Raw genomic sequence first — 23,578 nt, 5'->3', positions numbered from 1 at the left:
CAGTCGCTGCATCACGCCGTAGGCGGCGAGTCCTCCAGCGCCTTCTTATACACCTGCGGCGCGAACTCCCGCAAAGCCCGCAAGAATCCCGTAACTCCCCGAGCTCGCCCTGGCGTGATATACACCGGAACCCCAAGGCGCAGGGCCTCCTCCCGGATCGGCTCGGATAAATCGTGCCCCACGTAACTCGAGACGATCATCACCCCATGCGCCCGGACCAACCGGTTCTGAATGCGCTTCAGGGTCTCGCGCGCCGCGGTGGTGGAGTCCGAGTCAAACCAGTCCACCACCAACCCAGCCCGTTCCATCACGGGCGTTAACCGGCTCCGGAGCTGGGTATGCCCCCCCACGACCACCAGGTACTCCCCGTGAAAGCGGGGCACCCCCTCCTGCACGATCCCCTCCGGCGTCTTCTCCGCGAGCGGGTCCGGCTTCGCCTCGAGCCGCGCGAGCGCCTTAGCGGTTGCCTTCAATTCCTCCAGGTACAGCTCGAGCTCAGGATCGTGCGGGTTCAAAAAGAGCAGGTTCCGCAGCACCTCCCGCGCGAGGTCCAGGTCCTTCTCGCGGTAGTACGCGACCTCGAGGGCCTGCTTCCACACCTCTGCCGCTTCCTGGTAGCGCCCCTCCCCCTCGAGGTGCTCCGCCAGGTCAAACAACACCTCCACCGCAGCGGGCCGGGCGGCGAGCTCCTCCCGCAACAACGCCTCGACCCGGTCGCGCTCCCCCGCGCGGTACAAGGCGGTGAGGTACTCGGTGCGTACGCGTTCCGCCTCCTCGCTCTCGCGGAAGTTACGCGAGAGGCGGTAGGCGAGCTCGAGGTGCTCGCGGGTGGGCGTCAGGGTGCGTTCTAGCGCCCCGGAAAGCACGCAGAACGCCTCCCAGGGACCCTCGAGGGCCTCGACCAATCGCACGAGCTTCACGGTCTCCTCGGCGGGCAGGTGCTCCAGCCCCGCGTCCCGCACGTAGCTCAAGAACTCCCGCGCGAGCACGGCCTCGCCTGCTTCCAACGCCTCCTGCGCCATCGCGAAGAGCGCCCCGGCCGGGTAGGGACGGTACGCATGCGCGCGTTTGTGCTCCCCCAGAATGCTTTGAATGGGGTGCTTTAAGGCGCGGCGCGCCAAAGCGAGGTAGTGGTAGGCGATCCCGACCATATCCCCTCGGCCTTCGCGGGCCGCCCGCTCGAGAAAGTACGCCGCCTCCTCGTGCCGGCCCTCCCGGTAACGCAAGAGCCCGAGGGCCAGCACGGCCATGGGTTCCTCCCGGCGCGCCACCGCGTCGGTGAGGTACGGCTCGACCGCCTTCAACTCCCTTAAGCGCACGCTCTCGAGCGCTTCGGGAGTGCGGGCCTTAAGGCGCGCGAAAGCCAACCCCACCGCCCCGATCGCCTCCCCCAGATCGTACAGCCGCTGGGCGTACCGTTCGGCACGCCCCCACAGCCCCTGCTCCAGCGCCGCTTGCAGCCCCAGGTACAACAGGTCCCGCCCGAGCAACGCGGGGGACAGGTCCTCCACAAACTCCACCCGGCGGCTGGCCTCCACGTACTGGCCCTCCCTGAGGAACCGGAAGGCGCGGCTCGCGAGCTGATCCAAGGCCTGCTCGAGGTACGCCTCTCCCCCAACCTCCCGCACCCGCCACAGGACCCGGATCGCGTCCTCGATTCGCCCTACCCCCAGGTACGCTCGACCAAGGGCCAGGGCAAACGTATCGCCGCGCCCGCCCAGGCGTTCCAGCTGGGGCAGCGCCTCCCGATAACGCCCAAGCTCCACAAGGGCCAGGAGCCTAAGGTGCTCGGCGGCCTCTACGTGCGCGCGTTGCAGCGGCCCCAGGGCTTCCGCGTACCGCCCGAGCGCGAACAGCGCTCGGCCCCGCGCGTACGCGAGCGTTCCGTCGGCATCCTCAGGAACTGTGGCGAGGACCGTCGCGTAGTCCTCGGCCTCGAGCAAAGCCTGCACCGTCGCCTCGTCCACCGTCCGGGCCGGGGGTTCTTGGGAGGGTTGCGCTTCCCGACGCGCGGGCCGCACCACACGCAACGCCTCGGGCATACGTCCCACCACGAGCACGTAATCCCCCTTCCCGACAAAGCCCACCTCGCTAAACCCCAGCGCCTCCAATCCCTGCGCGGTCGCCTCGGCGTTCTTCCCAAGGAACGGACCGTGGCCGTACACCACGGTTCCACCCGGCCGCAGCATGCCCTCAAGGGCCTTGAAGCGCTCGAAAAAGGCAAAGTGCGTGTAAAAAGCCTCGGCCTCGAGCGTGGGCTCGAGGTCCGCGGTCAGGTAGCCTTCCGGCAGCACGCTCAAGAGCAACACCGCGTCAAAGGGTTGTTCGGGCCGCCACGTTTCGAACCATCCGGCGTGCCACGCGACCCGTACCCCGATGCGTTCGCTGTACGCTCGGCCTGCCTGAACTGCGGCCTCGACCGGATCCAAGGCGTGCCACTCCAGCTCGGGCCGCGCGAGAGCCAGGTAGTTCACCAGCGCGCCGGTGAACGCGCCCACCTCGAGGACCCGTCCGGTCTCGGGCAGGTGCTCGGGAATCGTCTCCGCGTAGAACTGCAGGAAAGGATAGTGCAGAGCGTACACCAGCGCTTCTAACCGCTCGCGCGTGTGGGCTAGGACCGTGCCGTAAAAACTTCGGACCGAGTCTTGCCCCGGCGTGTGCAGGTAGCGCCGCCACGCTTGCAGCACGGGTTTTCGGCGTTTAGGCGCCCCAATTCGTTTGGCCAGCTCCGCCTCAAACCTTCCCGGAGCCACAGGCGCATCAACGTGGTAGTACTGGCGCAGGTAGCGCTTCAACTCCAGCTCCATCCCGACCCCTCCTGTAATTGCTCCCAGCCTACCAAACCCGCGTGCGCCTTGTGTACACTCGCGACCCAAACCCACCCAAGCGTCCTTAATACCCCTCACGCACCACGTTACGCAGCGGCCGCCCCTCGAGGTAACGGCACACCTGCTCGCGCACCAGGGCATAGGCCCGCGCGAGAAAGCGCGGGCTCGAGCCGGCCACGTGCGGCGTGATGTACACGCCTGGAGCACGCCACAAGGGGTGGTCCTCGGGTAAAGGCTCGGGGTCCGTCACGTCAAGAACCGCGCGGATCCGGCCAGCCTCCAACGCCTCTAGCAGCGCCGGGGTCCGTACCACCCGGCCGCGCGCCGCGTTCACCAGCAACGCGCCGGGCTTCATCCGCGCGAGGAAGCGCGCGTCCACCATCCCTTCGGTCTCCCGGGTGAGCGGAAGCAAAAGCACCACCACGTCCGCCTCAGGCAGCAGCGCCGCCAGCATTTCGGGAGGGTGGACGCCCGGCCGGGGCCTGCGCGCCACCCGAAGGACCCGCACCCCAAAAGGCTTCAGCCGGGCTTCCACCGCCTCCCCGATCGAACCGTACCCCAGGATGAGCACGACCTGCCCCTCGAGGTCCGCGAGCTTCAAGGGCTCCCAGCGCGACCGCCTCTGGAAATCCCGGAACTCCGGGAAGCGCTTGTACATGGCGAGAATCGCCCCGACCACCCACTCCGCGACCGGGGTGTCGTGCACCCCCCGGGCGTCCGCAAGCGTCACGCCTGGAGGCACGAGCGGCAAAATCCAATCCACACCGGCTGACAGGGTCTGCACGACCCTCAGGCGCGGCATGCGGGCTAGGGCCTCCTGCACCCGGTCGCGCTGCCCAAAGGGCGGCACCAGGAACTCCACCGTCTCGATCTCGTCCGGGAAGGGGCCTTCCTTGGGGAAGTACCCCACCTCGACTTCCTCCGGGAGGCCCTCCAGGTACTTAGCTTTGGTGCCCTCCGGAACCCAGAGCCGCATCCCACTCCTCCCGCGATACCTCCATGTGCGCGTCCTCCTTGCCGCCGGGCAACGGCTCGAAGCGCACCAGCCGGAACCCCGCCTTCTCAAAGGCGCGCCGGGCCCGCAGGTTGTGCCGGAAGGTCTTTAAGCGCACCCGCTCGAGCCCCAGCCGCTCGAAGGCGTAGGCGAGCAAAGCCCGTACCGCCTCCGTGCCGTACCCGTGTCCCCAGCGGTCCTTAGCCCCAATGATGATGCCGAGCGTCGCCTCACGCACGGTCATGTCGTACAGCTCGATCGTACCGATCCATTCACCGTGCTCATCCAGAATGCCGAACCCCAACCGATCCCCGCGCTTCAGCTCGCCAAGCACCACGCGCTTAAACAACCACAAGGGCATCCGGAGGGGTCGGTTGCCGTTCCACGCCGCGATCTCAGGGTCTCTGAAGCACTCGTAGAACCGGCGCCACTCCTCATCGGTAAGCCCCACGGCAAACGGCTTGAGGACCACCCGCCCCCAGTGCGGCCAGTCCTCGGGCATCACCTGGGCCGCCATACTCCTAGCATAGGGCATCGGCCCCGGCACGAGGCCGGGGCCAGGAACCCGCATCCCCGGTCCCGTTACGGGTACAACCCGCGCAGCGCGCGGGCCTCGAGGACCCGCGTGGCCGCGACGATGTACGCCGCCGTGCGCAGGGTAACCCGCTTCTCCTCGTGCACCTGCCAGACCGCCTCAAAAGCATCCTGGAGTACGCGGCGCAGATTCCGGTTGATCTCCTCCTCGCTCCAGAAGTACGAGTTAAAGTCCTGCACCCACTCAAAGTACGAGACCGTCACGCCTCCGGCGTTTGCGATTACGTCCGGCACCACCACGATGCCGCGCTCGGAGAGGATATCGTCCGCCGCGGGGGTCGTGGGGCCGTTCGCACCTTCCACCACGATCTTGGTCTGGATGCGCCAGGCGTTCTGCTCGGTGATCTGCTTCTCGAGCGCTGCGGGAACCAAGAACTCGCACGGCACGTGGAAGAGCTCCGCGGCCGGCAACGGCTCCGCCTTCGGGTACCCGCGCACCCCGCCGTTCTCCTGCACGTGGCGCAGGAGATCATACGGGTCAATCCCCCCCTCGTTGATGATCGCTCCGGTCACGTCGGAGACCGCCACGAGCCGCGCGCCGTGATCGTGGAAGGCCCGCGCCGCGGCGTTCCCCACGTTACCAAAGCCCTGGATCACCACGCGGCTGCCTTCGATCTCCAGCCCGATCTTCTGCGCCGCAGCGGCCGCCGTGTAGAACACCCCGTTCCCCGTCGCGTCCTGGCGGCCGAGCGACCCCCCGACCGCGATGGGCTTCCCGGTCACCACCCCCGGCGCGGTACGCCCGATATTCATGGAGTAGGTGTCCATCATCCAGGCCATCTCCCGCTGGCCCGTCCCCACGTCCGGAGCGGGGATGTCCTTCTCGGGCGCGAGGAGGATCCCGATCTCGGAGGTGTAGCGGCGGGTCAGGCGCTCGAGCTCCCCCGGGGAGAGCTTGGTGGGATCCACCCGGATGCCGCCCTTACCCCCGCCATACGGCAACCCGACCGCGGCGTTCTTGATCGTCATCCAAGCCGCCAGGGCCATGACCTCGGAGAGCGTGACGTCGGGGTGGAAGCGTACCCCGCCCTTGGCCGGCCCTCGGGAAGTGTTGTGATGGACCCGGTACCCCTCGAAGTGCGCTACGGTGCCGTCGTCTAAGTGGATGGGCACGTCCACGATCAGGACGCGTTTGGGGCGCTTCAGGGTTTCCGCCCAGTACGCCAGCTTTCCCAAGTAGGGAATCACGCGATCCACCTGCGCGAGATAGATCTCCCAAGGCCCCATCGTCTCTTCCTTGAGGTAAGAAAGCGTCGCCTCTCTCACGGGTACACACCCCTCAACTTGGTCGCTTCGTTAATACGGGTCACGCTCAACACGTAAGCCGCCAGGCGCAGGTCGATCTTGTCCCGCTCAGCGATGCTCCACACCTCGTCCAGCGTGCGCTGCATCACCTCGCGGAGCTTCTGCTGCACCTCGGCTTCCGTCCAGAAGAACATGGAGAAGTTCTGCACCCACTCCAGGTACGAGACCACCACCCCACCGCCGTTCGCTACGATATCCGGCACGACCAGGACCCCGCGCTCCCGCAGGATCTCGTCCGCTTCGCCCGTGAGCGGGGCGTTCGCCCCCTCAATCACGACCTTGGCCCGCACTTCACGTGCATTCTCCCGATGCACCACATTCTCGAAAGCCGCGGGGATGAGGTAGTCCACCTCTAACGCCAACAACTCGTCGTTGCTGATCTCCTCCGCTCCCGGATACCCTTGCAAGAACCCGTTCTCCTGGTAATAACGGGCCACATCGGGGATATCCAGCCCCTTGGGGTTGTACACCCCCACGGTACGGGTCGAGACCGCCACGACCTTAAGCCCCGCCTGGTGAAGCAACCCAGCCGCGGTACGCCCGACCTTACCGAACCCCTGCACCGCAACGGTCGCGCCCTTAAACGGGTGCCCGGACCGCCGCGCCGTCTCCTCCAGCACGTACACGATCCCGCGCCCCGCAGCGTCCCCGCGGCCTGCCGTACCCCCAAGTTGGAGCGGCTTCCCGGTCACCACGCCCGGAGAGGTGTACCCCTTCGTCATGGAGTAAGTATCCATGAACCAGGCCATCACCCGCTCGTCCGTCCCCAGGTCCGGTCCCAGAATGTCCGAGTCGGGGCCGATCACGTCCACCAGCTCCGCGACGTACCGGCGCGACAAGCGCTCGAGCTCCCGGGGGGAGAGCTCTCGGGGATCCACGGCTACCCCGCCGGCCGCCCCCCCATACGGCAAGCGGAAGACGCCGCACTTTAGGGTCATCCAGGCCGCAAGCCCTACGGTCTCCCCCATCGTCACGGCCGGGTGGTACCGGACCCCCCCCTTGGAGGGCCCCCGGGCGATGTTGTGCACCACCCGGTACCCTGTGAAAAAACGAACCGTGCCGTCATCCATTCGGACCGGCACGGATAAGGTGAGGGTGCGTCTGGGGTGAATCAGGTACTCCACCGTCGCGGGGTGGGTGCGTGTGTGGTGTAAGGTCCGCTCGAGGTTCTCCAGGAACAACTGCCACAGCCCGCTATCTCCGGGGGGTTCATAGGCCGTCTTTAGCATGCCGACCTCCTTGGCTCACCACGGCGGATTATACTACCGAACCCGGCGAACTTCCGAACGGGCAAGCTCGATAAGCTGCGCTTTTGCCGGCGAGTCGGGCAGCGGATCAAGGGCCGCGACGGCCTGTTCGGCGCGCGCGGTAATCGCCTCCACGACCGCCTCCGCCGCGCCCGTCGCGATGGCCAGCTCTCGCAACCGCGCGATATCCCCCGGTTTCGCAGCCCGGCGGGCCAGGATCGGCCCGACTTCTTCAGCAGCGCGCTCGAGGAGGTGCAGCGTGATCAAGGTGACCTTACCCTCGCGTACATCCCCCCCGACGGGTTTGCCCAGCACCTGCCCGTCCCCCATCAAGTCCAGGTAGTCGTCGCGCATCTGGAAGACCATGCCGTACTCGTACCCGAAGCGCCGCAACGCCTCGCGCACCATAGGTGCCGCGTCAGCGAGCAGGGCCACCCCCTCGGTGCAGGCGCGCATCAAGGCAGCCGTCTTGCCTGCGATGATCCGCTCGTAGTTGGCCTTGGAATACTCCCCCAAGGCCGCGACCTGGAACTGGAAAACCTCCCCTTCCGCAAGCTGCCGCGCCACGTCAGCGAAAAGCCGCACGAGCTCTAAGCGACCGGTCTCCGCTAAAAGGTACAGCACCCGAGAAAGCAGGTAATCCCCTGAAAGCACCGAGACCGCGTTCCCGTACTTCCGAAACGCGGCCTCGCGCCCACGCCGGGTCTCGGCGTCATCCACCAAGTCATCGTGCAGCAATGTAGCCGAGTGCAGCAGCTCGACGGCCAGCGCCAACTCCATCTCCCTAGGGACCCCCCCGAGCGCCCGCGAGGCCAACAACACCAACCGGGGCCGGATCCGCTTCCCGCCAGCGGTCACCAGATCATCCTGAATCAAACGAATGAACTCCACATCGGAGTCCACCAGTTCGCGCAGGCGCGCCTCGAAGCGGCCCAAGGAGGTTTCAAGATCCAGGGTCAGCGTCTCAGCATTCACCGCAAAAAGTATACCCCAGGCCGCTCTGGTTCAGCGGCCTGGGGATGTGTTTTACTGCCCCTGGCTCAAGGGGTACAGAATGCGCACGGTCTGCGTCCAAGTGACCGTCTGCCCGGTATCGGTCCGTGCGGTGAAGGTGATGACCGCCCGCCAGTTGATCGAGGCTGCCCCGTTATTCACCGCGTCCAAGTGCAGGTTCACGATATCCGCGTCCAGACTAATCCCGGTGAACCAATCGGAAGCGTTCGGTGCGAAGGCCACGTCCGGCGAAGAAAGGGTGCAGGTCTCGGCGGGCGTCTCGGTGCAAACGTACCCCGGCGGAATCCGCACCTTCGCGTCACCCAACCCGTTCGGTTGCCCGCGAATCACGTTTCCGTCCGGATCCAGGTACGTGATCTCGTACCCCTCGAGCCACCCGCCCGGCGCACCAGGCGTCACGTGCACCCGAGCCTGGTTGCTCACAACCTGGATCCCATCCTGGGTCACCTCGTACCCAAAGCTGACCGGGTCGAACTGCACCCGATACAAGGGATCTCCTAAGCCCAGGTTCATCCCACACCCGGACAACACGCCCATCAATAGCAGCGCCCCAAGCACGACAAGCCCACGCACGCGCTTCATCCCATCATCTCCTCTCTCCACTTGGGGTTTAGGATGAAAAAGCTCAACCGGGAAAGGCCCGCAAGGAAGTCCACGTACTCCACCGCGACCTCCTTCGGCACCTCGAGCACCACCGGCGCGAAATTCAAGATCCCGCGCACGCCCGCCTCCACCAGCTGGTCCGCGACCGTCTGCGCGGCTTCGGCGGGCACCGTGACCAACCCCACCTCGATGTGCCGCTCCGCCACGGTACGCGCCAGATCATTCAGGTGCTGAACCTCGATGCCGCGGATGCGTTGCCCGACCTTCTCCGGGTCCACATCAAAAAACGCCCGAAGCTCAAAGGTCTCCCCAAACCCCGGGTAGTCCGCAAGCGCCTGCCCCAAACGCCCCATCCCCACGATGCACAACCCCCACTTTCGGTTCAGCCCCAGGATCTGGCGCAGCTCGCGCTTGAGCACCTGAACCGTGTACCCCACGCCCCGGGTGCCATAACTCCCAAAGTACGCGAGGTCCTTACGCACCTGAAACGCCGTGACCTGCGCCTCCTCCGCGAGCTGCTCGCTCGAGGTGCGGTTCACGCCGCGTTCCTCGAGGCTCTCCAGGATCCGCAAGTACGTCACCAAACGGGAGATGGTCGCGTTCGGGATCTTCGGGGTTTCCCTAGACATCACCGCGCCTCCACGACCTCGAGACCCATGCCCTCAAGCCCGTTCCGGACGGCCTCCACCTGTTCCGGCGCGAGCGGCCCCACCCAGACCCGGAGGAGGCCGGAACGGTACGAGAGCACCACCGGGTAGTCCGCGTCCCGCAAACGCTTCACGAGCGCCTCCGCTACCGCGAGGTCCCGGTACGCGCCCACCTGGAAGTACGTGTCGTCCACCTCCGGGGAGTCGCCCTTGTAGATCTGGGGCTCGTACAGGCGCAGGGCTTGGTGCGCGGCCTCCGCCTGAGCGCGCTCCGCGTACGGCCCCACCACAACCCGCGTGAGCCGTCCGATGGGCTCGAGGCGCACCGGGTACCCCGCCTCTTCCAGCTTCTGCGCGAGCCGCAAAGCGTTCTGCGGGTTACTGAACGACCCGACCGCCACGCGGAACACCTCTCGCTCGGTAGCGGCTGGCGCGGGCGTGACGGTGGACGGGCTGGGCGTTGGCGGCTGGCGCGTGGCTACGGTCGTCCCCCCCGCGCTGCGGTTTGGCGGAGAAGCCTCCTCGATGGCGGGCGGCAGTGGTAGAACCGTGACCGCAGGCGCCTCGGGCGTGGGTTCGGTCGCCGTGGCTTCCCGCGAGGATTCCGGCGCGGCGGGAGGCTGGGGTGCGGGCGCCGCGGTAGGGGGAGCGGCTACCGTCTCCGTGGCCGGGGACTGCGGAGTAGGCGTTGCGGCGCGCACCGCGCGGCTTTCGCGCTGGAATGGGTTCACTCCGGTCAAGAAGAGCACGATGCCCACCACCACCAGCGCGAACAAGCTGAACACCAGCGCATCAATCCAGTTTTCGCGTAACCACCTCATGACGCTCCTAGTCCACCAGCCCACGAGCCGGTTCGTACCCTAGCTCGAGGGCCTTCTTCCAAGCGCGAAGGGCTTCTTGATCGCGAGCCAACGCCTTAAGGGCCCACCCTAGGTTGTACCAGGCTTCCGCGTTGTTCGCGTCCTCGAGCACCACCTGCGTCAGGACGCGCTCCGCGTCCGAAAAGCGCTTAACCGCGAGGTACGCCGCCCCTAGGTTCATGCGGGCGGTTAGGGAGCCATCGATCGCCACCGCGCGCTCCAGGGCCTCCACCGCTCGGGAAAAGTCGCGCGCGGCGTAAGCGGCGAGTCCCAACCACAACCACGCCTGACCGTCCTGATCGTCCAGCGCGACCGCTTGCCCCAGGGCCTCGAGGGCCGCATCATACCGCCCTAACCGGTACGCGCTCTTCCCGATGAGCACCAGGGCTTCCGCTTTGGTCCTGCCCTCTGCGATCGCTGCAGCAAGTCCAGCAAAGCGCAGCGCTTCGGCAGATTCCCCTAACTGATCCGCCGCCACCGCCATTCCCAGCAGGACGCGCGGCTCGTTGGGCTGCAGCCGGTACGCGAGGCGGAAGGACTGCATCGCTCGGCTGGGGTCCCCCGCCTTAAGCCAGGCGACCCCCAGGTTGTAGTGCGCCTGCCACAAATCGGGGTCAAGCTGAACGGCCTGCTCGAGCAGCTCCCGGCTCTGATGGGGTTGCGCGCCTTGGAGAAGCAACGCCTTCTTTAAGAGGAGCTGGGCCTGGATGCGGGGGTCCGCCGCCTGGGCGAGGGAGCGATCCAGCTCGCGCAAGGCCCGGTCCCTAAGCCCCTGCCCCACGTAGATATCCGCCAGCAAGCTTACGGCAGCCACATGCCCCCGGTCCTTCTGCAACACGCTGTACAGGTGGGGGATAGCCTCGAGGGCTTCTCCTGCGAGGGTGAGATTTTCCGCTAGGAGGTAGGTAACCTCCAGGTCTCCCTCAAAACGGGCCAGGGCCCGCTTGAGGACCTCGGCGGCCTGGTCGGGCCGACCTTGTTTGCGGTGCGCCTCGGCCAGGCCCAGGTAAGCTTGCTTGAGCTCTGGAGTGGCGAGGTCCTGGGCCTCACCCAACTCAATCGCTCGGGTGAAGGCTTCGGTCGCGGCTTCCCAGTTGTTCGCTTGGGCGTAGACCACCGCGAGGTTGTACCATCCTTCAAAACGCTCCGGGTAGAGGTGGGTAAGCTGCTCGAACTCGAAACGAGCGGCTTTGAGGTTCCCTTGACGGTAGTGCGCCAACCCTAAACCGAAATGCGCGGCGAAGTTGTTGTAATCCAGGGCCAGTACATCCTCAAACAACCGAGCCGCGTCCTCGTACCGTCCAGCCTCCAGGTAGGCCCGGCCGAGGGCAATGCGGGTAGGCAGATCGGATGGGTTTTGTTGGAGCTGCGCCTCGAGAACGCTAGGGTCTGTGGATTGAGGTTCCGCAAAGGCCACCAGGGCCCCGAATATTACTGCGGTCAACCAGGCTCGTTTCATAAGATGGCCTCCCGGTACGGGCATCCTTTGGGTTATTCTAACAGGACCTCGCGAGGATGCATGCCCTATCGCGCTGTTCTGTTTCGTCGCCTTACCCCAAAGGCTCAGGGGATTCGGTCGTTGTGAGGGCTCCGCGTCCGCTCGAGCCGCGCGATCCTTCCGCGGGGGCGCCACGATTTCCGACTCATGTAAAAAAGTCGGTTGACTCAAAACTTGCACTTATGCACCCTGGGGATACCTATGCGCCAGGACCACTTGAAAGGGGCCGCTGGTTTCCCGTCTGATGACGGGTGCCATGACCCAAGCGGCCCTGTCCCTACTTTGGACCCTCCTGGCCCTTTTGCCAAGCCCCCACCTCCAGGAATCCCTCAAGGCCCTGCTCTTGCTCCTCCTCCACGGCCACGGCAAGGCCAGACCCCAGCACAGCCAGGTCAAGTCCCCCTCCGCCCTCTCTCGCTTCCTCAACCGCTACCCCTGGCCCACCCGCGCTCTCATCCGCCTGGCAAGAAAAGAGGCCGAGAAAGCCCTGGACCGGGCCAGAAAGAAAAAAGGCCCCAAGCCCCGTCTCCTGGTGGTCCTGGACCTAGTCACTCTGGAGAAGCGGGGCCGTTTCCAGGCCCCTGCCCCTCTCCTTTTTTCACGGCAAGTGGGGACTCCATCTGGTGGTCCTCTACCTCGTCTACGGAGACCTCCGCATCCCTTGGGCCTACCGCCTCTGGCGGGGCAAGGGGGAGAAGGCCCTCTCCCGCCTGGCCCTAAGCCTCCTGGCCTCTCTGCCCCCCTGGATGCGCCGGGCCTTCCGGATACGGGTGGCCGCGGATGCGGCCTTTGGCACCACCCGGTTCCTTTTCGGGGTGAAGCGGTTGGGTTTTGAAGCGGTGGTGGGGACGCGGCGGGACCGGAGGCTGCGGGAAGGGGGGAGGCTTGGGGACCTCAGGCGGCAGGGGAGCCGGGTCTACCTTTGGGGGCTTTCCTTCCCGGTCTGGGTGGCCTGGTACCGCTACCCCCTGCCCCAAGGGGGCTGGGAGTGGCGGTACGTGGTGGCCACCTTTCCCGCCACGCCCCGGACGGCGCTCACTTGGGGAAAGAGGCGGTTTGCCATAGAGCACTTCTTCCGCGCCGCGAAAAGCGAGTTCTCCCTGGGGCAGTTTGGGCAGCGGACGGCTTTGGGGGTGCACCGTTTTCTGGTGCTTTCCCTTCTGGCCTACCTGTTGGCCCACTGGGTGGGCATGGAGGGGGAAGGAAGCTGGCGGGAGGCCAGGGAGCGGGCGGCGCGGGTTCTCTTGCCTGAGCTCGTGGTGCAGGTCGCCCTGCGGGAGCTCTATGCCCTGGGTCTCTGGCCGCCGGGGGGAGGGGGTGAAGGTTTATGCGGGATATGCGGGAGGTGCAAGTTTTGAGTTGACCCTTTTATCCTCCCCACCAGGGGCCTCCACCAGCACTCTGGGGAAAGAGTTCCCGTAAGCCTTTCCCAGGGGCTCTTTTCCCCAATCCGCCGATGCCGCATCCGGTAAAGCCCCACCATCAACCAGGATTCCCCCACCTCCAGGCTCCGCAACACCCTCCGCCTGCGCCGCCGCCACAATCGCCCATGCCCTACCTCCGCCACGTTGTTTGTCCAAGGAGGCGGTACCTCGGCCCCCCAAGCCTCCTGCAACCCCTCCCAAGCCCGCACCCAGCCCTCCAAGGCCTTACCCCACCGGGGCAGAAGCTCCTTCCAAAAGAACGCCTCCCTCTCCCCAGGCCCAAGCCCCCGCAGCACCCTCAGACCCTCCCGTATCTCCCCCCACGCCTTCCGGTCCACCTTGGCCCGTACCTCCCGCATCAGGTGGAAAGCGCACCGGGCCCAAAGCAGCCTCCGCCCCAACCAGCCCAACGCCTCCCCTACCTCCTGCGCCCCGTCCGAAACCACCCCCAGCCTTGGAGGTAACCTCCAAAGGAGCTCCCGCACCCGCTCGTAACGCCGCCGATGGCCAAGGTCTCCCCACAGCGGGCAACCCGTCCAAGCCTCAAAGTAAAGGTACCCGTACCCCTTGGGGCCCCGGCCAAAGGCCCATTCATCCACACTCCCCCAGTACACCCGCCCTCGGAGAAGACGGTTCTCCCGCTGAAGGAGCCGTTTGGCCCTGGCCCCCGCGGACCTGAGCCAGCGGAGGCGGGTGGGACGGGCGAGGGGGAAGCCCAGGTTCTTGGCGAGATCGTTTTGGACGCTTTCAGGGGCGCGATGGCTTGCGAGGATGAGGAAGTGCTCCTGGATGGAGATCGCGTACCAGCGGCTTCTAGGGCAGTCCTCCGGGTAGAGAGCTCGTTTCTGGCGCTTGCATTGGGCGCAGCGGATCCGTTTGACTCTGACTTCCTGGATGCCCCGAAAGGTGCGCAGCTTGCGTCTGCGGTAGCCCCCGCTCTCCTCACGGGTGGCTCCGCAGTGGGGACAGGGTACGATGGAGCTCGGGGAGTCCTCAGTCGGCTTCATGGCAGAACCAGACTAAGGGCTCCCCTCTTACTCAACCGAGTTTTTTACATGACCCCGATTTCCATTTCCCTTGACAAGAATTTGTGTGTCTGCTACATTAAGCAGCGGTGACGCGGGGTGGAGCAGTCTGGTAGCTCGTCGGGCTCATAACCCGAAGGTCGCAGGTTCAAATCCTGCCCCCGCAACCAGAAACGGAAACCCCCAGCGGAGGTGCTGGGGGTTTCGCTCTCCGCTAGTCCCGGTTAAAACGCGATCCCGTCTGCCTTCTCCCCGTACAGCCTCAGCACCACGTAGATGATCCAGCCGCTCAAGGCCACGTATAACCAGATCGGGACCGTCCAGCGCGCCCAGGCCTTATGCCGGTCAAACCTTCCCTTAAAGGCGTTGTACAGCACTACAAGAGCAAGGGGGCCGTTCACGGCGGCGAGCAGCGTGTGCGTGAAGAGAACGAAGTAATAAGCCGCGCGCCACGCCTCGGGCCCCGCGTACCGGGTCGTACCTATAAGCGCCCATTTCGCCAGGTAAAACACCAGAAACAGCGCCGCGAAGACCGTGGCCGTCAGCATGGCGCGGTGGTGCCAGCGCACGTTCCCGCGCCGGATCAAGCCCACCCCCAAAAGCAAAAACCCGCCGCTGATCACGATGCTCCAAACCGCGAGCAGACCGATCACATCAGGCATCAAACTCCTCCTTCAAGCGCTCCGCGAAGCGACGCACCCGCACCTCTCCAGAGGTGCGAGCGTAGCTGAACCCTACCCAAAACGCGCGTTCTGCCTCCTCGCTTTTCCCCAACCGTTGCTTAAGCTGCGCCAACCTAAGGTACGCGAGGGCCATCATACCGTCGCGCTCCCGCCCTGGAGGCACTGCCTCCAAAAGGGCCAACGCCTCCTGAATCACCGCGATTCCCTTTTCAGGGGGCAGGCGGCGCACCCGATCCAGCTCTTTCGCGGCTCGATCCAGCACATCCCGCACGCTGCCGAGTATACGATAAGCGCGTGGAGCTGACCGCGCTTCTGGAAGCTTTCATTGAGCAGCAAGACCCCGAAACCCTGGCCGAACTTGCTGAAACGCTTGAGGATGACCCGCGCGGGGAGCGGCTCGTGTACCTGGCGTGGCGTGCGGTGTATCTGGAGGACGAGCGTCTAGCCGCTTTGCTCGAGGAGGCCGTCCGGGAAGCCCAAACCCTCCTGGAGGAGCTACGCCGGGGGGGCCCTTGACCCGCCCGTGTGGAAGGCCTTAAGCTGGGAAAGGTTTTGAGGGAGGGAAGGCCTGAAGTGCGCGTTCCCTTACCTGACGGAGGTTGAGATGTCGATCACGACGGAAGAAAAGCAGCGGATCATTCAGGAGTTTGCGCGTTTCCCCGGTGACACCGGTTCGACCGAGGTGCAGGTCGCGCTACTCACGGCGCGCATCAACCGGCTCTCCGAGCACCTGCGCGTGCACAAGCACGACTACCACTCCCACCGCGGCTTGTTGAAGCTCGTGGGGCGGCGTAAGCGGCTGTTGCGGTACCTCGAGCGGGAGGACGAGGGCCGTTACAAGGCCTTGATTGAGAAACTCGGCTTGAGGAAGTAAACTGTTAAGCAAAGCAATCAGGGGGCGGGACCGGGGCGACCGGTCTCGTTTTCCCTATAAGAAAGGACACGCGTGTACGAGACAGGTGAGACCATGAGCGAAGGCAGCCCTAACACCCCACAACCTCATCGTTACGCCGTAGAGATCGGAGGGCGTGAACTGGTAATCGAGACGGGAAAGTACGCGAAGCAAGTCTCCGGTTCGGTCTGGGTGCGTTACGGCGACACGGTCGTGATGGCCACCGCCCAAGCCTCGCCCGAACCCATCGAAGCGGATTTTCTTCCCCTCACCGTGGAGTTCGAGGAACGGCACTACGCGGTGGGTAAGATCCCCGGGTCGTTCATGCGCCGCGAGGGCCGTCCCGGCGAGAAGGCCATCCTTTCCGCGCGCCTCACGGACCGGCCCATCCGCCCCCTCTTCCCCAAAGGGTTCCGGCACGAGGTGCAGGTGATCCTGACCGTGCTCTCCGCCGACCAGGCGAACCCCCCGGACGTGCTGGGCCCCACCGCGGCCTCGGCGGCCCTGATGCTTTCCGACATCCCCTGGGAAGGCCCCATCGCCGCGGTGCGCGTCGGGCGGATCGACGGGCAGTTCGTGCTCAACCCCACCCTCCAGCAGCTCGAGCACAGCGACCTGGACCTCGTGGTGGCGGGCTCCAAGGACGCGATCATCATGGTCGAAGCCGGCGCGAACGAGGTCCCGGAGGACGTGCTGGTGGAAGCCCTGGAGTACGCGCACCAGGCGATCCAACCGATCGTCGCGCTTCAAGAACGCATGCGCGCGGAGCTCGGTAAACCCAAGTTCGAGTGGACCCCACCCGAAACCCTCCCGGAGGAGGCCCTCGAGGCCCTGTACGCCCGGGCGCGGGAGCGCGGCCTGGCGGAGGTCCTCACCACCGCGAGCAAACGCGAGCGCAGCGAAGCCCTAGAGCGGTTCGCCGAGGCGCTCATCGCGGAGTTCGTTCCGGAGGAGGACGAGCAGGCCGAGGCGAAACGCAAACTGTACGCCGCCGGGTTTGATGAGGTAGTGAAGCGCGAGCTGCGTCGCTTGGTGCTCGAGGAAGGCCGCCGCGCGGACGGGCGGGGCCCCACGGACATCCGGGACATCTGGATCGAGGTGGACGTCCTGCCGCGCGCGCACGGCTCGGCGATCTTCACCCGCGGCGAGACCCAGGTGCTGGGCACGGTCACCCTGGGCACCGGGCGCGATGAGCAGATCATCGACGACCTCGGGATCGACGAGTCCGACCCCTTCCTGGTGCACTACAACTTTCCCCCCTACTCCACCGGGGAGGTCAAGCGCCTCAGGGGCACCTCCCGCCGCGAGGTGGGGCACGGCAACCTCGCCAAACGCGCGTTGAGGCCCGTGCTGCCCGACAAGGACGCCTTCCCCTACACCATCCGCATCGTGGGGGATGTGCTCGAGTCGAACGGCTCGAGCTCCATGGCCACGACTTGCGCGGGGTGCCTGGCCTTGATGGACGCGGGTGTGCCCATCAAGAAGCCGGTGGCGGGCATCGCGATGGGGTTGGTGATGCCCGAGACGGGAGAACCCGTGATCCTGACGGACATCCTCGGGATGGAGGACGCCCTGGGGGATATGGACTTCAAGGTGACGGGCACGCGTGACGGCGTCACCGCCCTGCAAATGGACATCAAGATCAAGGGGCTGACGCCCGAGATCATGCGGCGGGCCCTCGAGCAGGCCCGGCAGGCGCGCTTGGCGATCCTGGACCAGATGGAGGCGGTCCTGCCCGCGCCGCGTCCTGAGCTGAAGCCGCACGCGCCGCGGATCCTCACCGTGAAGGTGCCGGTGGACAAGATCGGAGTTGTGATTGGCCCCGGCGGGAAGAACGTACGGGCTTTGGAGGAGCTCGGGGTGGACGTGGATATCGAGCCGGACGGCACGGTGCGGATCTACTCCGCGGACTCCGCCGCGGCCGAGGAGGCGAAACGGCGCGTGGAGGAGGTCACGCGCGAGGCCAAGGTCGGCGAGATCTACGAGGGCACCGTGACCCGCATCACGAACTTCGGAGCGTTCATCACGCTCTTCCCCGGCACGGAAGGCTTGCTGCACATTAGTCAGATCGCGCCGGGACGGATCCAGCGCGTGGAGGACCACCTGAAGCTCGGGGACAAGATCAAGGTCAAGGTCAACCGCATCGACGAGATGGGCCGCATCGATCTGGTGCGTCCCGAGCTCGAGGGCAAGGTGCCGCCCCGGCGCCCGGCCCGGCGGTAGGCGGTCGGTCATGAGGTTCGTCGTTTCGCGCCTCGGGAGGGACGTCCTCCCAAAGATTACCGTGCATTGGACAGGTCGCTATGAACGATAAAACGCGTACACCCGAGCGGAAAGGGCGCCGTCGGCGTCCTCGCGGTAAGAGCCCCGGCGGGTACGTGGAGATCATCCCCCTAGGGGGCATGGGCGAGATCGGGAAGAACATCTTCGCCTTCCGCTACAACGATGAGATCCTCGTGGTGGACGGAGGGCTGGCCTTTCCCGAAGAGCACATGCTCGGGGTGGACATTCTCATCCCCCGCATCGATTACCTCGTTGAGAACGCCAAGTACATCAAGGGGTGGATCCTCACGCACGGGCACGAGGACCACATCGGGGCCCTGCCCTTCCTCTTCCCCCAACTCCCGAAAGTGCCCATTTACGGGGCGAAGCTCACACTGGGCCTACTCAAAGGGAAGCTCGAGGAGTTCGGACTGCGCCCCGGCGAGTTCGACCTGAACGAGGTCGGGCCGGACGCACGCCTCAAGATCGGGCGGTACTTCACCGTGGATTTGTTCCGCATGACGCACTCGATCCCGGACAACTCCGGGATGATCATCCACACCCCGATCGGGCGAATCGTGCACACCGGAGACTTCAAGCTCGACCCCACCCCCATCGACGGGCAGGTCAGCCACCTCGCCAAGATCGCGCAGGCAGGTGCTGAAGGGGTTCTCCTCCTGATCGCGGACTCCACCAACGCCGAACGCCCTGGGATCACGCCGAGCGAAGCGGAGGTGGCCAAGGCCCTGGATCAGGTAATCGGCCAGGCCAAGGGCCGAGTCTTCGTCACCACCTTCGCCTCCCACATCCACCGCATCCAAAGCGTGATCCGCGCCGCGGAGCGGTACGGGCGCAAGGTCGCGATGGAAGGGCGCAGCATGCTGAAATTCGCCCGCATCGCCCTCGAGCTCGGGTACCTCGAGGTCAAGGACCGGCTCTACACCGTGGATGAGATCAAGGACCTGCCGGACGAGGAGGTCCTGGTCCTCGCGACCGGAAGCCAGGGGCAGCCCATGTCGGTCCTCTCGCGCCTCGCTTCGGGCACGCACGCTAAGCTCAGCATCCGGCCGGGGGACACCGTGATCCTCTCCTCGAGCCCCATCCCCGGGAATGAGGAGGCGGTCAACCGCGTGATCAACCAGCTGTACGCCCTGGGGGCGCGGGTGCTGTACCCGCCCGCGTACAAGGTGCACGCCTCGGGACACGCCTCCCAGGAGGAGTTGAAGCTCATCCTGAGCCTGACCACACCCAGGTTCTTCATGCCGTGGCACGGCGAGATCCGGCACCAGACGAACTTCAAGTGGCTGGCCGAGTCCATGCCGAACCCGCCGGAGAAGACCATCGTGGCGGAGAACGGGGACGTGGTGTGCCTGAAGCCGAACGACATCCAGATCACGGGCAAGGTGCCGGCCGGGGCGCTGTACGTGGATGGTCTGGGCGTGGGGGATATCACCGACGAGATCCTGGAGGAGCGCCAGCTGATGTCCGCGGACGGCGTGGTGGTGATCACCGCACTCGCCACGCGCGACCCGGTGGTGGAGGTGGTGTCGCGCGGCTTCGTGAAGGCCGGGCAACGCCTGCATAACGAGATCCGGAAGATGGCGCTCGAGATGATCGTGAAGGGGGTGCGGCAGAAGAAGCCGCTCGAGGAGATCCGCGACGAGATCTATTACCCCATCCGGAAGTTCATCCGGAAGACGACGGGGCGCGACCCGATCCTGATCCCGATCGTGATTGAGGGGTAAGGTTGGCCGGCGCGGGCGCCTAGGGGGAAGCTCGCGCCGGCTTCCTTTAAGCTGGAACTCATGGGCGCCCTGGTACCTATAATCGCTCCCGTTGGGTTCATCGTGCTGACCGGTTTCCTCGCGGGGCGCTTTCTCGGTTTGCCCCTGCAGCCCCTTTCCCGCTTTACCCTTTACCTGCTCTCCCCCGCCTTGATCTTCGATAGCGTGTACCGCGCCGCGCTGCCCGCGGAAAGCGCGGCGGGAATTCTGCTGGGGTTTGCTTGCACCAGCCTCGCGCTTTGGCTTTTGGGGATGGGGGTGGCCCGGCTGGCCCGGCTGCCCCACCCCACCCGGGCCAGCCTCCTCGCCACCACGCTCTTCCCTAACGCAGGCAACATGGGCCTTTCCGTGGTGTTCTTCGCGTTCGGTGAGGCCGGGTTGGAGCGCGCGGTGGTGTATATGCTGGGGGCGAGCCTCTTGATGTTCGGGCTGGGCCCCGCGCTGTTTCGCGGGGCGAGCCTCGGGGAAGGGCTGCGGTTTACCCTGCGCCTTCCCCTGATCTGGGCCGTGTTCGCGGGGCTCGCGTTCCGTCTCCTCGGCCTGCCCCTGCCGTACAACCTCGGAAACGCCATTCACATGATGGGGCAGGCCGTGATTCCCCTCGCTCTGCTAATTCTCGGGATGCAGATCGCCCAGAGCCGGTTTAAAGTGGGGGTTTTTGAAGGGGTGGCGGGCAGCCTACGGCTGCTCGCCGCTCCGGTTGTAGCCCTTGGGATAGCGCGCCTACTCCACCTCGCGCCGCTGGATGCAAAGGTGCTCGTCCTACAAAGCGCGATGCCCGCCGCGGTCAACGCGTTCTTGCTCTCCACGGAGTTCGGCGGGGACGCGCCGCGCACCGCCCGCGTGGTGGTGGCCTCCACGATCGCGGCCTTCCTCACCCTTCCCCTGGTCCTGGCGTTTCTGGTGGGGTAGGCACCCGGGGGGTTCCCAGATCCAGCTGCAGCACGGGCACCTCTTGCCATACCAGCACCAGCCGGTACAACCCCGTTTCGCCTAAGGGCAGCTCGAGGGTGTACGTTCGGGGGGCCTCCACGAAGAGGGAACGCTCGAGGAGAAGGGTCTCGTCCCGGTACCAGCGGGCCTCGAGGTACCCGGCCTCAGGCACGCGGCGTACGTTCAGATAGGCCCTCGCGCCGTCCCCTACCGCTTCCAGGGTCCCCACCACGCTGAAGCGCTCCGGGAACGGCACCTCCGGTGGGATGGGAGGCCAGAAGGTGTAGCGGCAGGCCGCGAGGAGGAGGGCTGTCCCCAACCCCAACACCCAGCGCCTCATACGCCCTCCCCCGCCGTCACCAGGGCCACGAGGGCCACCGCCGCGGTCTCGGCGCGAAGGATGCGGCGGCCCAGCGTGACGGGCACGAAGCCGCGCTCCTCTAAAAGCGCAACCTCCCGCGCGGTGAACCCCCCCTCCGGCCCCGTCGCGAAGGCAACCGGCTGCTCGAGGTTCAGCACCTCCCGCACCCGGAGGCTCGAGCCGGGGTGCGCCACGAAGCCCTGCGGCACCTCGGGCACGGCCTCCAAGGGGATGGGCTCGGTCACCTCGGGAAGGACCGTTCGGCCGGATTGCTTGGCGGCCTCCACCACGATGCGGCGCAGGCGTTCGAGCTTCGCGCGTTTCATCTCCTGGGTCATGTAAAAAACTCGGTTGAGTAAGAGGGGAGCCCTTAGTCTGGTTCTGCCATGAAGCCGACTGAGGACTCCCCGAGCTCCATCGTACCCTGTCCCCACTGCGGAGCCACCCGTGAGGAGAGCGGGGGCTACCGCAGACGCAAGCTGCGCACCTTTCGGGGCATCCAGGAAGTCAGAGTCAAACGGATCCGCTGCGCCCAATGCAAGCGCCAGAAACGAGCTCTCTACCCGGAGGACTGCCCTAGAAGCCGCTGGTACGCGATCTCCATCCAGGAGCACTTCCTCATCCTCGCAAGCCATCGCGCCCCTGAAAGCGTCCAAAACGATCTCGCCAAGAACCTGGGCTTCCCCCTCACCCGTCCCACCCGCCTCCGCTGGCTCAGGTCCGCGGGGGCCAGGGCCAAACGGCTCCTTCAGCGGGAGAACCGTCTTCTCCGAGGGCGGGTGTACTGGGGGAGTGTGGATGAATGGGCCTTTGGCCGGGGCCCCAAGGGGTACGGGTACCTTTACTTTGAGGCTTGGACGGGTTGCCCGCTGTGGGGAGACCTTGGCCATCGGCGGCGTTACGAGCGGGTGCGGGAGCTCCTTTGGAGGTTACCTCCAAGGCTGGGGGTGGTTTCGGACGGGGCGCAGGAGGTAGGGGAGGCGTTGGGCTGGTTGGGGCGGAGGCTGCTTTGGGCCCGGTGCGCTTTCCACCTGATGCGGGAGGTACGGGCCAAGGTGGACCGGAAGGCGTGGGGGGAGATACGGGAGGGTCTGAGGGTGCTGCGGGGGCTTGGGCCTGGGGAGAGGGAGGCGTTCTTTTGGAAGGAGCTTCTGCCCCGGTGGGGTAAGGCCTTGGAGGGCTGGGTGCGGGCTTGGGAGGGGTTGCAGGAGGCTTGGGGGGCCGAGGTACCGCCTCCTTGGACAAACAACGTGGCGGAGGTAGGGCATGGGCGATTGTGGCGGCGGCGCAGGCGGAGGGTGTTGCGGAGCCTGGAGGTGGGGGAATCCTGGTTGATGGTGGGGCTTTACCGGATGCGGCATCGGCGGATTGGGGAAAAGAGCCCCTGGGAAAGGCTTACGGGAACTCTTTCCCCAGAGTGCTGGTGGAGGCCCCTGGTGGGGAGGATAAAAGGGTCAACTCAAAACTTGCACCTCCCGCATATCCCGCATAAACCTTCACCCCCTCCCCCCGGCGGCCAGAGACCCAGGGCATAGAGCTCCCGCAGGGCGAGCTGCACCACGAGCTCAGGCAAGAGAACCCGCGCCGCCCGCTCCCTGGCCTCCCGCCAGCTTCCTTCCCCCTCCATGCCCACCCAGTGGGCCAACAGGTAGGCCAGAAGGGAAAGCACCAGAAAACGGTGCACCCCCAAAGCCGTCCGCTGCCCAAACTGCCCCAGGGAGAACTCGCTTTTCGCGGCGCGGAAGAAGTGCTCTATGGCAAACCGCCTCTTTCCCCAAGTGAGCGCCGTCCGGGGCGTGGCGGGAAAGGTGGCCACCACGTACCGCCACTCCCAGCCCCCTTGGGGCAGGGGGTAGCGGTACCAGGCCACCCAGACCGGGAAGGAAAGCCCCCAAAGGTAGACCCGGCTCCCCTGCCGCCTGAGGTCCCCAAGCCTCCCCCCTTCCCGCAGCCTCCGGTCCCGCCGCATCCCCACCACCGCTTCAAAACCCAACCGCTTCACCCCGAAAAGGAACCGGGTGGTGCCAAAGGCCGCATCCGCGGCCACCCGTATCCGGAAGGCCCGGCGCATCCAGGGGGGCAGAGAGGCCAGGAGGCTTAGGGGCCAGGCGGGGAGAGGGCCTTCTCCCCCTTGCCCCGCCAGAGGCGGTAGGCCCAAGGGATGCGGAGGTCTCCGTAGACGAGGTAGAGGACCACCAGATGGAGTCCCCACTTGCCGTGAAAAAAGGAGAGGGGCAGGGCCTGGAAACGGCCCCGCTTCTCCAGAGTGACTAGGTCCAGGACCACCAGGAGACGGGGCTTGGGGCCTTTTTTCTTTCTGGCCCGGTCCAGGGCTTTCTCGGCCTCTTTTCTTGCCAGGCGGATGAGAGCGCGGGTGGGCCAGGGGTAGCGGTTGAGGAAGCGAGAGAGGGCGGAGGGGGACTTGACCTGGCTGTGCTGGGGTCTGGCCTTGCCGTGGCCGTGGAGGAGGAGCAAGAGCAGGGCCTTGAGGGATTCCTGGAGGTGGGGGCTTGGCAAAAGGGCCAGGAGGGTCCAAAGTAGGGACAGGGCCGCTTGGGTCATGGCACCCGTCATCAGACGGGAAACCAGCGGCCCCTTTCAAGTGGTCCTGGCGCATAGGTATC

General features: G+C 66.0%; 18 protein-coding genes, 1 tRNA gene and 3 pseudogenes. 7 read left to right on the top strand and 15 right to left on the bottom strand.

Annotated features, from left to right (window positions below; translation table 11 throughout):
* Positions 1-11: 11 nt before the first annotated feature.
* The 10 genes from MARKY_RS04135 to MARKY_RS04090 form a co-directional block, all read right to left on the bottom strand.
* Positions 12-2,807 (bottom strand): tetratricopeptide repeat protein, encoded by a 2,796-nt coding sequence (locus MARKY_RS04135; RefSeq protein ID WP_013703612.1) that lies wholly within the window; start codon positions 2,805-2,807, stop codon positions 12-14.
* 85 nt (positions 2,808-2,892) lie between these two features.
* A complete protein-coding gene (locus tag MARKY_RS04130; protein WP_013703611.1) occupies positions 2,893-3,804 on the bottom strand; it encodes a 2-hydroxyacid dehydrogenase in 912 nt (303 codons plus the stop codon).
* Positions 3,770-4,339: a GNAT family N-acetyltransferase gene (locus MARKY_RS04125; RefSeq protein WP_013703610.1), complete on the bottom strand. Its 570-nt coding sequence runs from the start codon at positions 4,337-4,339 to the stop codon at positions 3,770-3,772. The genes MARKY_RS04130 and MARKY_RS04125 overlap by 35 nt, the downstream gene beginning before the upstream one ends.
* Positions 4,340-4,404: 65 nt before the next feature.
* Positions 4,405-5,643 carry a Glu/Leu/Phe/Val family dehydrogenase gene (locus MARKY_RS04120; protein ID WP_425357341.1) on the bottom strand — a complete coding sequence of 413 codons (1,239 nt, stop codon included), beginning with the start codon at positions 5,641-5,643 and terminating at the stop codon, positions 4,405-4,407.
* Between the two features lie 35 nt (positions 5,644-5,678).
* A complete protein-coding gene (locus MARKY_RS04115) occupies positions 5,679-6,950 on the bottom strand; it encodes a Glu/Leu/Phe/Val family dehydrogenase (RefSeq protein ID WP_013703608.1) in 1,272 nt (423 codons plus the stop codon).
* Positions 6,951-6,983: 33 nt separating this feature from the next.
* Positions 6,984-7,943, bottom strand: a complete 960-nt coding sequence (locus tag MARKY_RS04110; protein ID WP_013703607.1) for a polyprenyl synthetase family protein — start codon at positions 7,941-7,943, stop codon at positions 6,984-6,986.
* A gap of 51 nt (positions 7,944-7,994) precedes the next feature.
* On the bottom strand, positions 7,995-8,564 hold the full coding sequence (locus MARKY_RS04105; RefSeq protein ID WP_013703606.1) for a hypothetical protein: 570 nt from the start codon (positions 8,562-8,564) through the stop codon (positions 7,995-7,997).
* On the bottom strand, positions 8,561-9,214 hold the full coding sequence (locus MARKY_RS04100; protein WP_013703605.1) for a redox-sensing transcriptional repressor Rex: 654 nt from the start codon (positions 9,212-9,214) through the stop codon (positions 8,561-8,563). The genes MARKY_RS04105 and MARKY_RS04100 overlap by 4 nt, the downstream gene beginning before the upstream one ends.
* Positions 9,214-10,053: an SPOR domain-containing protein gene (locus tag MARKY_RS04095; RefSeq protein ID WP_013703604.1), complete on the bottom strand. Its 840-nt coding sequence runs from the start codon at positions 10,051-10,053 to the stop codon at positions 9,214-9,216. Before MARKY_RS04095 ends, MARKY_RS04100 begins: the two co-directional genes overlap by 1 nt.
* 7 nt (positions 10,054-10,060) lie before the next feature.
* Entirely contained in the window at positions 10,061-11,551 is a 1,491-nt protein-coding gene (locus MARKY_RS04090) for a tetratricopeptide repeat protein (protein ID WP_013703603.1), read from the bottom strand.
* Between the two features lie 295 nt (positions 11,552-11,846).
* Between MARKY_RS04090 and MARKY_RS04085 the strand changes: the two are divergent.
* Together MARKY_RS04085 and MARKY_RS04075 are read left to right on the top strand one after the other, a co-directional pair.
* A pseudogene (locus tag MARKY_RS04085) lies at positions 11,847-12,948 on the top strand (transposase).
* Positions 12,949-14,132: 1,184 nt separating this feature from the next.
* Positions 14,133-14,209, top strand: a tRNA-Met gene (locus MARKY_RS04075).
* Positions 14,210-14,263: 54 nt separating this feature from the next.
* Here the strand turns inward: MARKY_RS04075 and MARKY_RS04070 are convergent.
* Together MARKY_RS04070 and MARKY_RS04065 are read right to left on the bottom strand one after the other, a co-directional pair.
* A complete protein-coding gene (locus MARKY_RS04070) occupies positions 14,264-14,701 on the bottom strand; it encodes a DUF420 domain-containing protein (RefSeq protein ID WP_013703601.1) in 438 nt (145 codons plus the stop codon).
* Positions 14,694-14,993: a hypothetical protein gene (locus MARKY_RS04065; RefSeq protein ID WP_013703600.1), complete on the bottom strand. Its 300-nt coding sequence runs from the start codon at positions 14,991-14,993 to the stop codon at positions 14,694-14,696. The genes MARKY_RS04070 and MARKY_RS04065 overlap by 8 nt, the downstream gene beginning before the upstream one ends.
* 23 nt (positions 14,994-15,016) lie before the next feature.
* On the opposite strand from MARKY_RS04065, the gene MARKY_RS04060 reads away from it, so the two are divergent.
* The 5 genes from MARKY_RS04060 (at position 15,017) to MARKY_RS04040 (ending at position 20,572) form a co-directional block, all read left to right on the top strand.
* Positions 15,017-15,238, top strand: a complete 222-nt coding sequence (locus tag MARKY_RS04060; protein ID WP_013703599.1) for a hypothetical protein — start codon at positions 15,017-15,019, stop codon at positions 15,236-15,238.
* A gap of 88 nt (positions 15,239-15,326) precedes the next feature.
* The gene (rpsO, locus tag MARKY_RS04055; protein ID WP_013703598.1) at positions 15,327-15,596 is read left to right on the top strand and encodes a 30S ribosomal protein S15; all 270 of its coding nucleotides are present in this window, start codon (positions 15,327-15,329) and stop codon (positions 15,594-15,596) included.
* 93 nt (positions 15,597-15,689) lie between these two features.
* Positions 15,690-17,837, top strand: coding sequence for a polyribonucleotide nucleotidyltransferase (gene pnp / locus MARKY_RS04050; protein ID WP_041657811.1), 2,148 nt, complete (start codon positions 15,690-15,692; stop codon positions 17,835-17,837).
* A gap of 80 nt (positions 17,838-17,917) precedes the next feature.
* The gene (locus MARKY_RS04045) at positions 17,918-19,621 is read left to right on the top strand and encodes a ribonuclease J (RefSeq protein WP_013703596.1); all 1,704 of its coding nucleotides are present in this window, start codon (positions 17,918-17,920) and stop codon (positions 19,619-19,621) included.
* A gap of 60 nt (positions 19,622-19,681) precedes the next feature.
* Positions 19,682-20,572, top strand: coding sequence for an AEC family transporter (locus MARKY_RS04040; protein ID WP_013703595.1), 891 nt, complete (start codon positions 19,682-19,684; stop codon positions 20,570-20,572).
* On the opposite strand, the gene MARKY_RS04035 is transcribed toward MARKY_RS04040, so the two are convergent.
* From MARKY_RS04035 to MARKY_RS04025, 3 genes and pseudogenes are all read right to left on the bottom strand, one after another.
* On the bottom strand, positions 20,535-20,933 hold the full coding sequence (locus MARKY_RS04035) for a hypothetical protein (RefSeq protein WP_013703594.1): 399 nt from the start codon (positions 20,931-20,933) through the stop codon (positions 20,535-20,537). The genes MARKY_RS04040 and MARKY_RS04035 overlap by 38 nt on opposite strands.
* Positions 20,930-21,340, bottom strand: a pseudogene (locus tag MARKY_RS04030) (RsmE family RNA methyltransferase); the annotation flags it as partial. The pseudogene MARKY_RS04030 and the gene MARKY_RS04035, both read right to left, overlap by 4 nt.
* Before the next feature lie 1,073 nt (positions 21,341-22,413).
* Positions 22,414-23,516 (bottom strand): annotated as a pseudogene (locus MARKY_RS04025) (transposase).
* Between the last annotated feature and the right edge of the window lie 62 nt (positions 23,517-23,578).

The sequence above is a fragment of the Marinithermus hydrothermalis DSM 14884 genome (assembly GCF_000195335.1).
GTDB lineage: Bacteria > Deinococcota > Deinococci > Deinococcales > Marinithermaceae > Marinithermus > Marinithermus hydrothermalis.
Note: the sequence above shows the minus strand (reverse complement) of the source record. Positions and strands in the feature narration are given on the sequence as shown.

What these genes read in the sequence shown, in the direction of transcription:
- MARKY_RS04135 (WP_013703612.1), bottom strand. Translation starts at nt 2,807, where the DNA reads ATGGAGCTGGAGTTGAAGCGCTACCTGCGCCAGTACTACCACGTTGAT.
- MARKY_RS04130 (WP_013703611.1), bottom strand. Translation starts at nt 3,804, where the DNA reads ATGCGGCTCTGGGTTCCGGAGGGCACCAAAGCTAAGTACCTGGAGGGC.
- MARKY_RS04125 (WP_013703610.1), bottom strand. Translation starts at nt 4,339, where the DNA reads ATGGCGGCCCAGGTGATGCCCGAGGACTGGCCGCACTGGGGGCGGGTG.
- MARKY_RS04120 (WP_425357341.1), bottom strand. Translation starts at nt 5,643, where the DNA reads ATGGGGCCTTGGGAGATCTATCTCGCGCAGGTGGATCGCGTGATTCCC.
- MARKY_RS04115 (WP_013703608.1), bottom strand. Translation starts at nt 6,950, where the DNA reads ATGCTAAAGACGGCCTATGAACCCCCCGGAGATAGCGGGCTGTGGCAG.
- MARKY_RS04105 (WP_013703606.1), bottom strand. Translation starts at nt 8,564, where the DNA reads ATGAAGCGCGTGCGTGGGCTTGTCGTGCTTGGGGCGCTGCTATTGATG.
- MARKY_RS04100 (WP_013703605.1), bottom strand. Translation starts at nt 9,214, where the DNA reads ATGTCTAGGGAAACCCCGAAGATCCCGAACGCGACCATCTCCCGTTTG.
- MARKY_RS04095 (WP_013703604.1), bottom strand. Translation starts at nt 10,053, where the DNA reads ATGAGGTGGTTACGCGAAAACTGGATTGATGCGCTGGTGTTCAGCTTG.
- MARKY_RS04090 (WP_013703603.1), bottom strand. Translation starts at nt 11,551, where the DNA reads ATGAAACGAGCCTGGTTGACCGCAGTAATATTCGGGGCCCTGGTGGCC.
- MARKY_RS04070 (WP_013703601.1), bottom strand. Translation starts at nt 14,701, where the DNA reads ATGCCTGATGTGATCGGTCTGCTCGCGGTTTGGAGCATCGTGATCAGC.
- rpsO (WP_013703598.1), top strand. Translation starts at nt 15,327, where the DNA reads ATGTCGATCACGACGGAAGAAAAGCAGCGGATCATTCAGGAGTTTGCG.
- pnp (WP_041657811.1), top strand. Translation starts at nt 15,690, where the DNA reads ATGAGCGAAGGCAGCCCTAACACCCCACAACCTCATCGTTACGCCGTA.
- MARKY_RS04045 (WP_013703596.1), top strand. Translation starts at nt 17,918, where the DNA reads ATGAACGATAAAACGCGTACACCCGAGCGGAAAGGGCGCCGTCGGCGT.
- MARKY_RS04040 (WP_013703595.1), top strand. Translation starts at nt 19,682, where the DNA reads ATGGGCGCCCTGGTACCTATAATCGCTCCCGTTGGGTTCATCGTGCTG.
- MARKY_RS04035 (WP_013703594.1), bottom strand. Translation starts at nt 20,933, where the DNA reads ATGAGGCGCTGGGTGTTGGGGTTGGGGACAGCCCTCCTCCTCGCGGCC.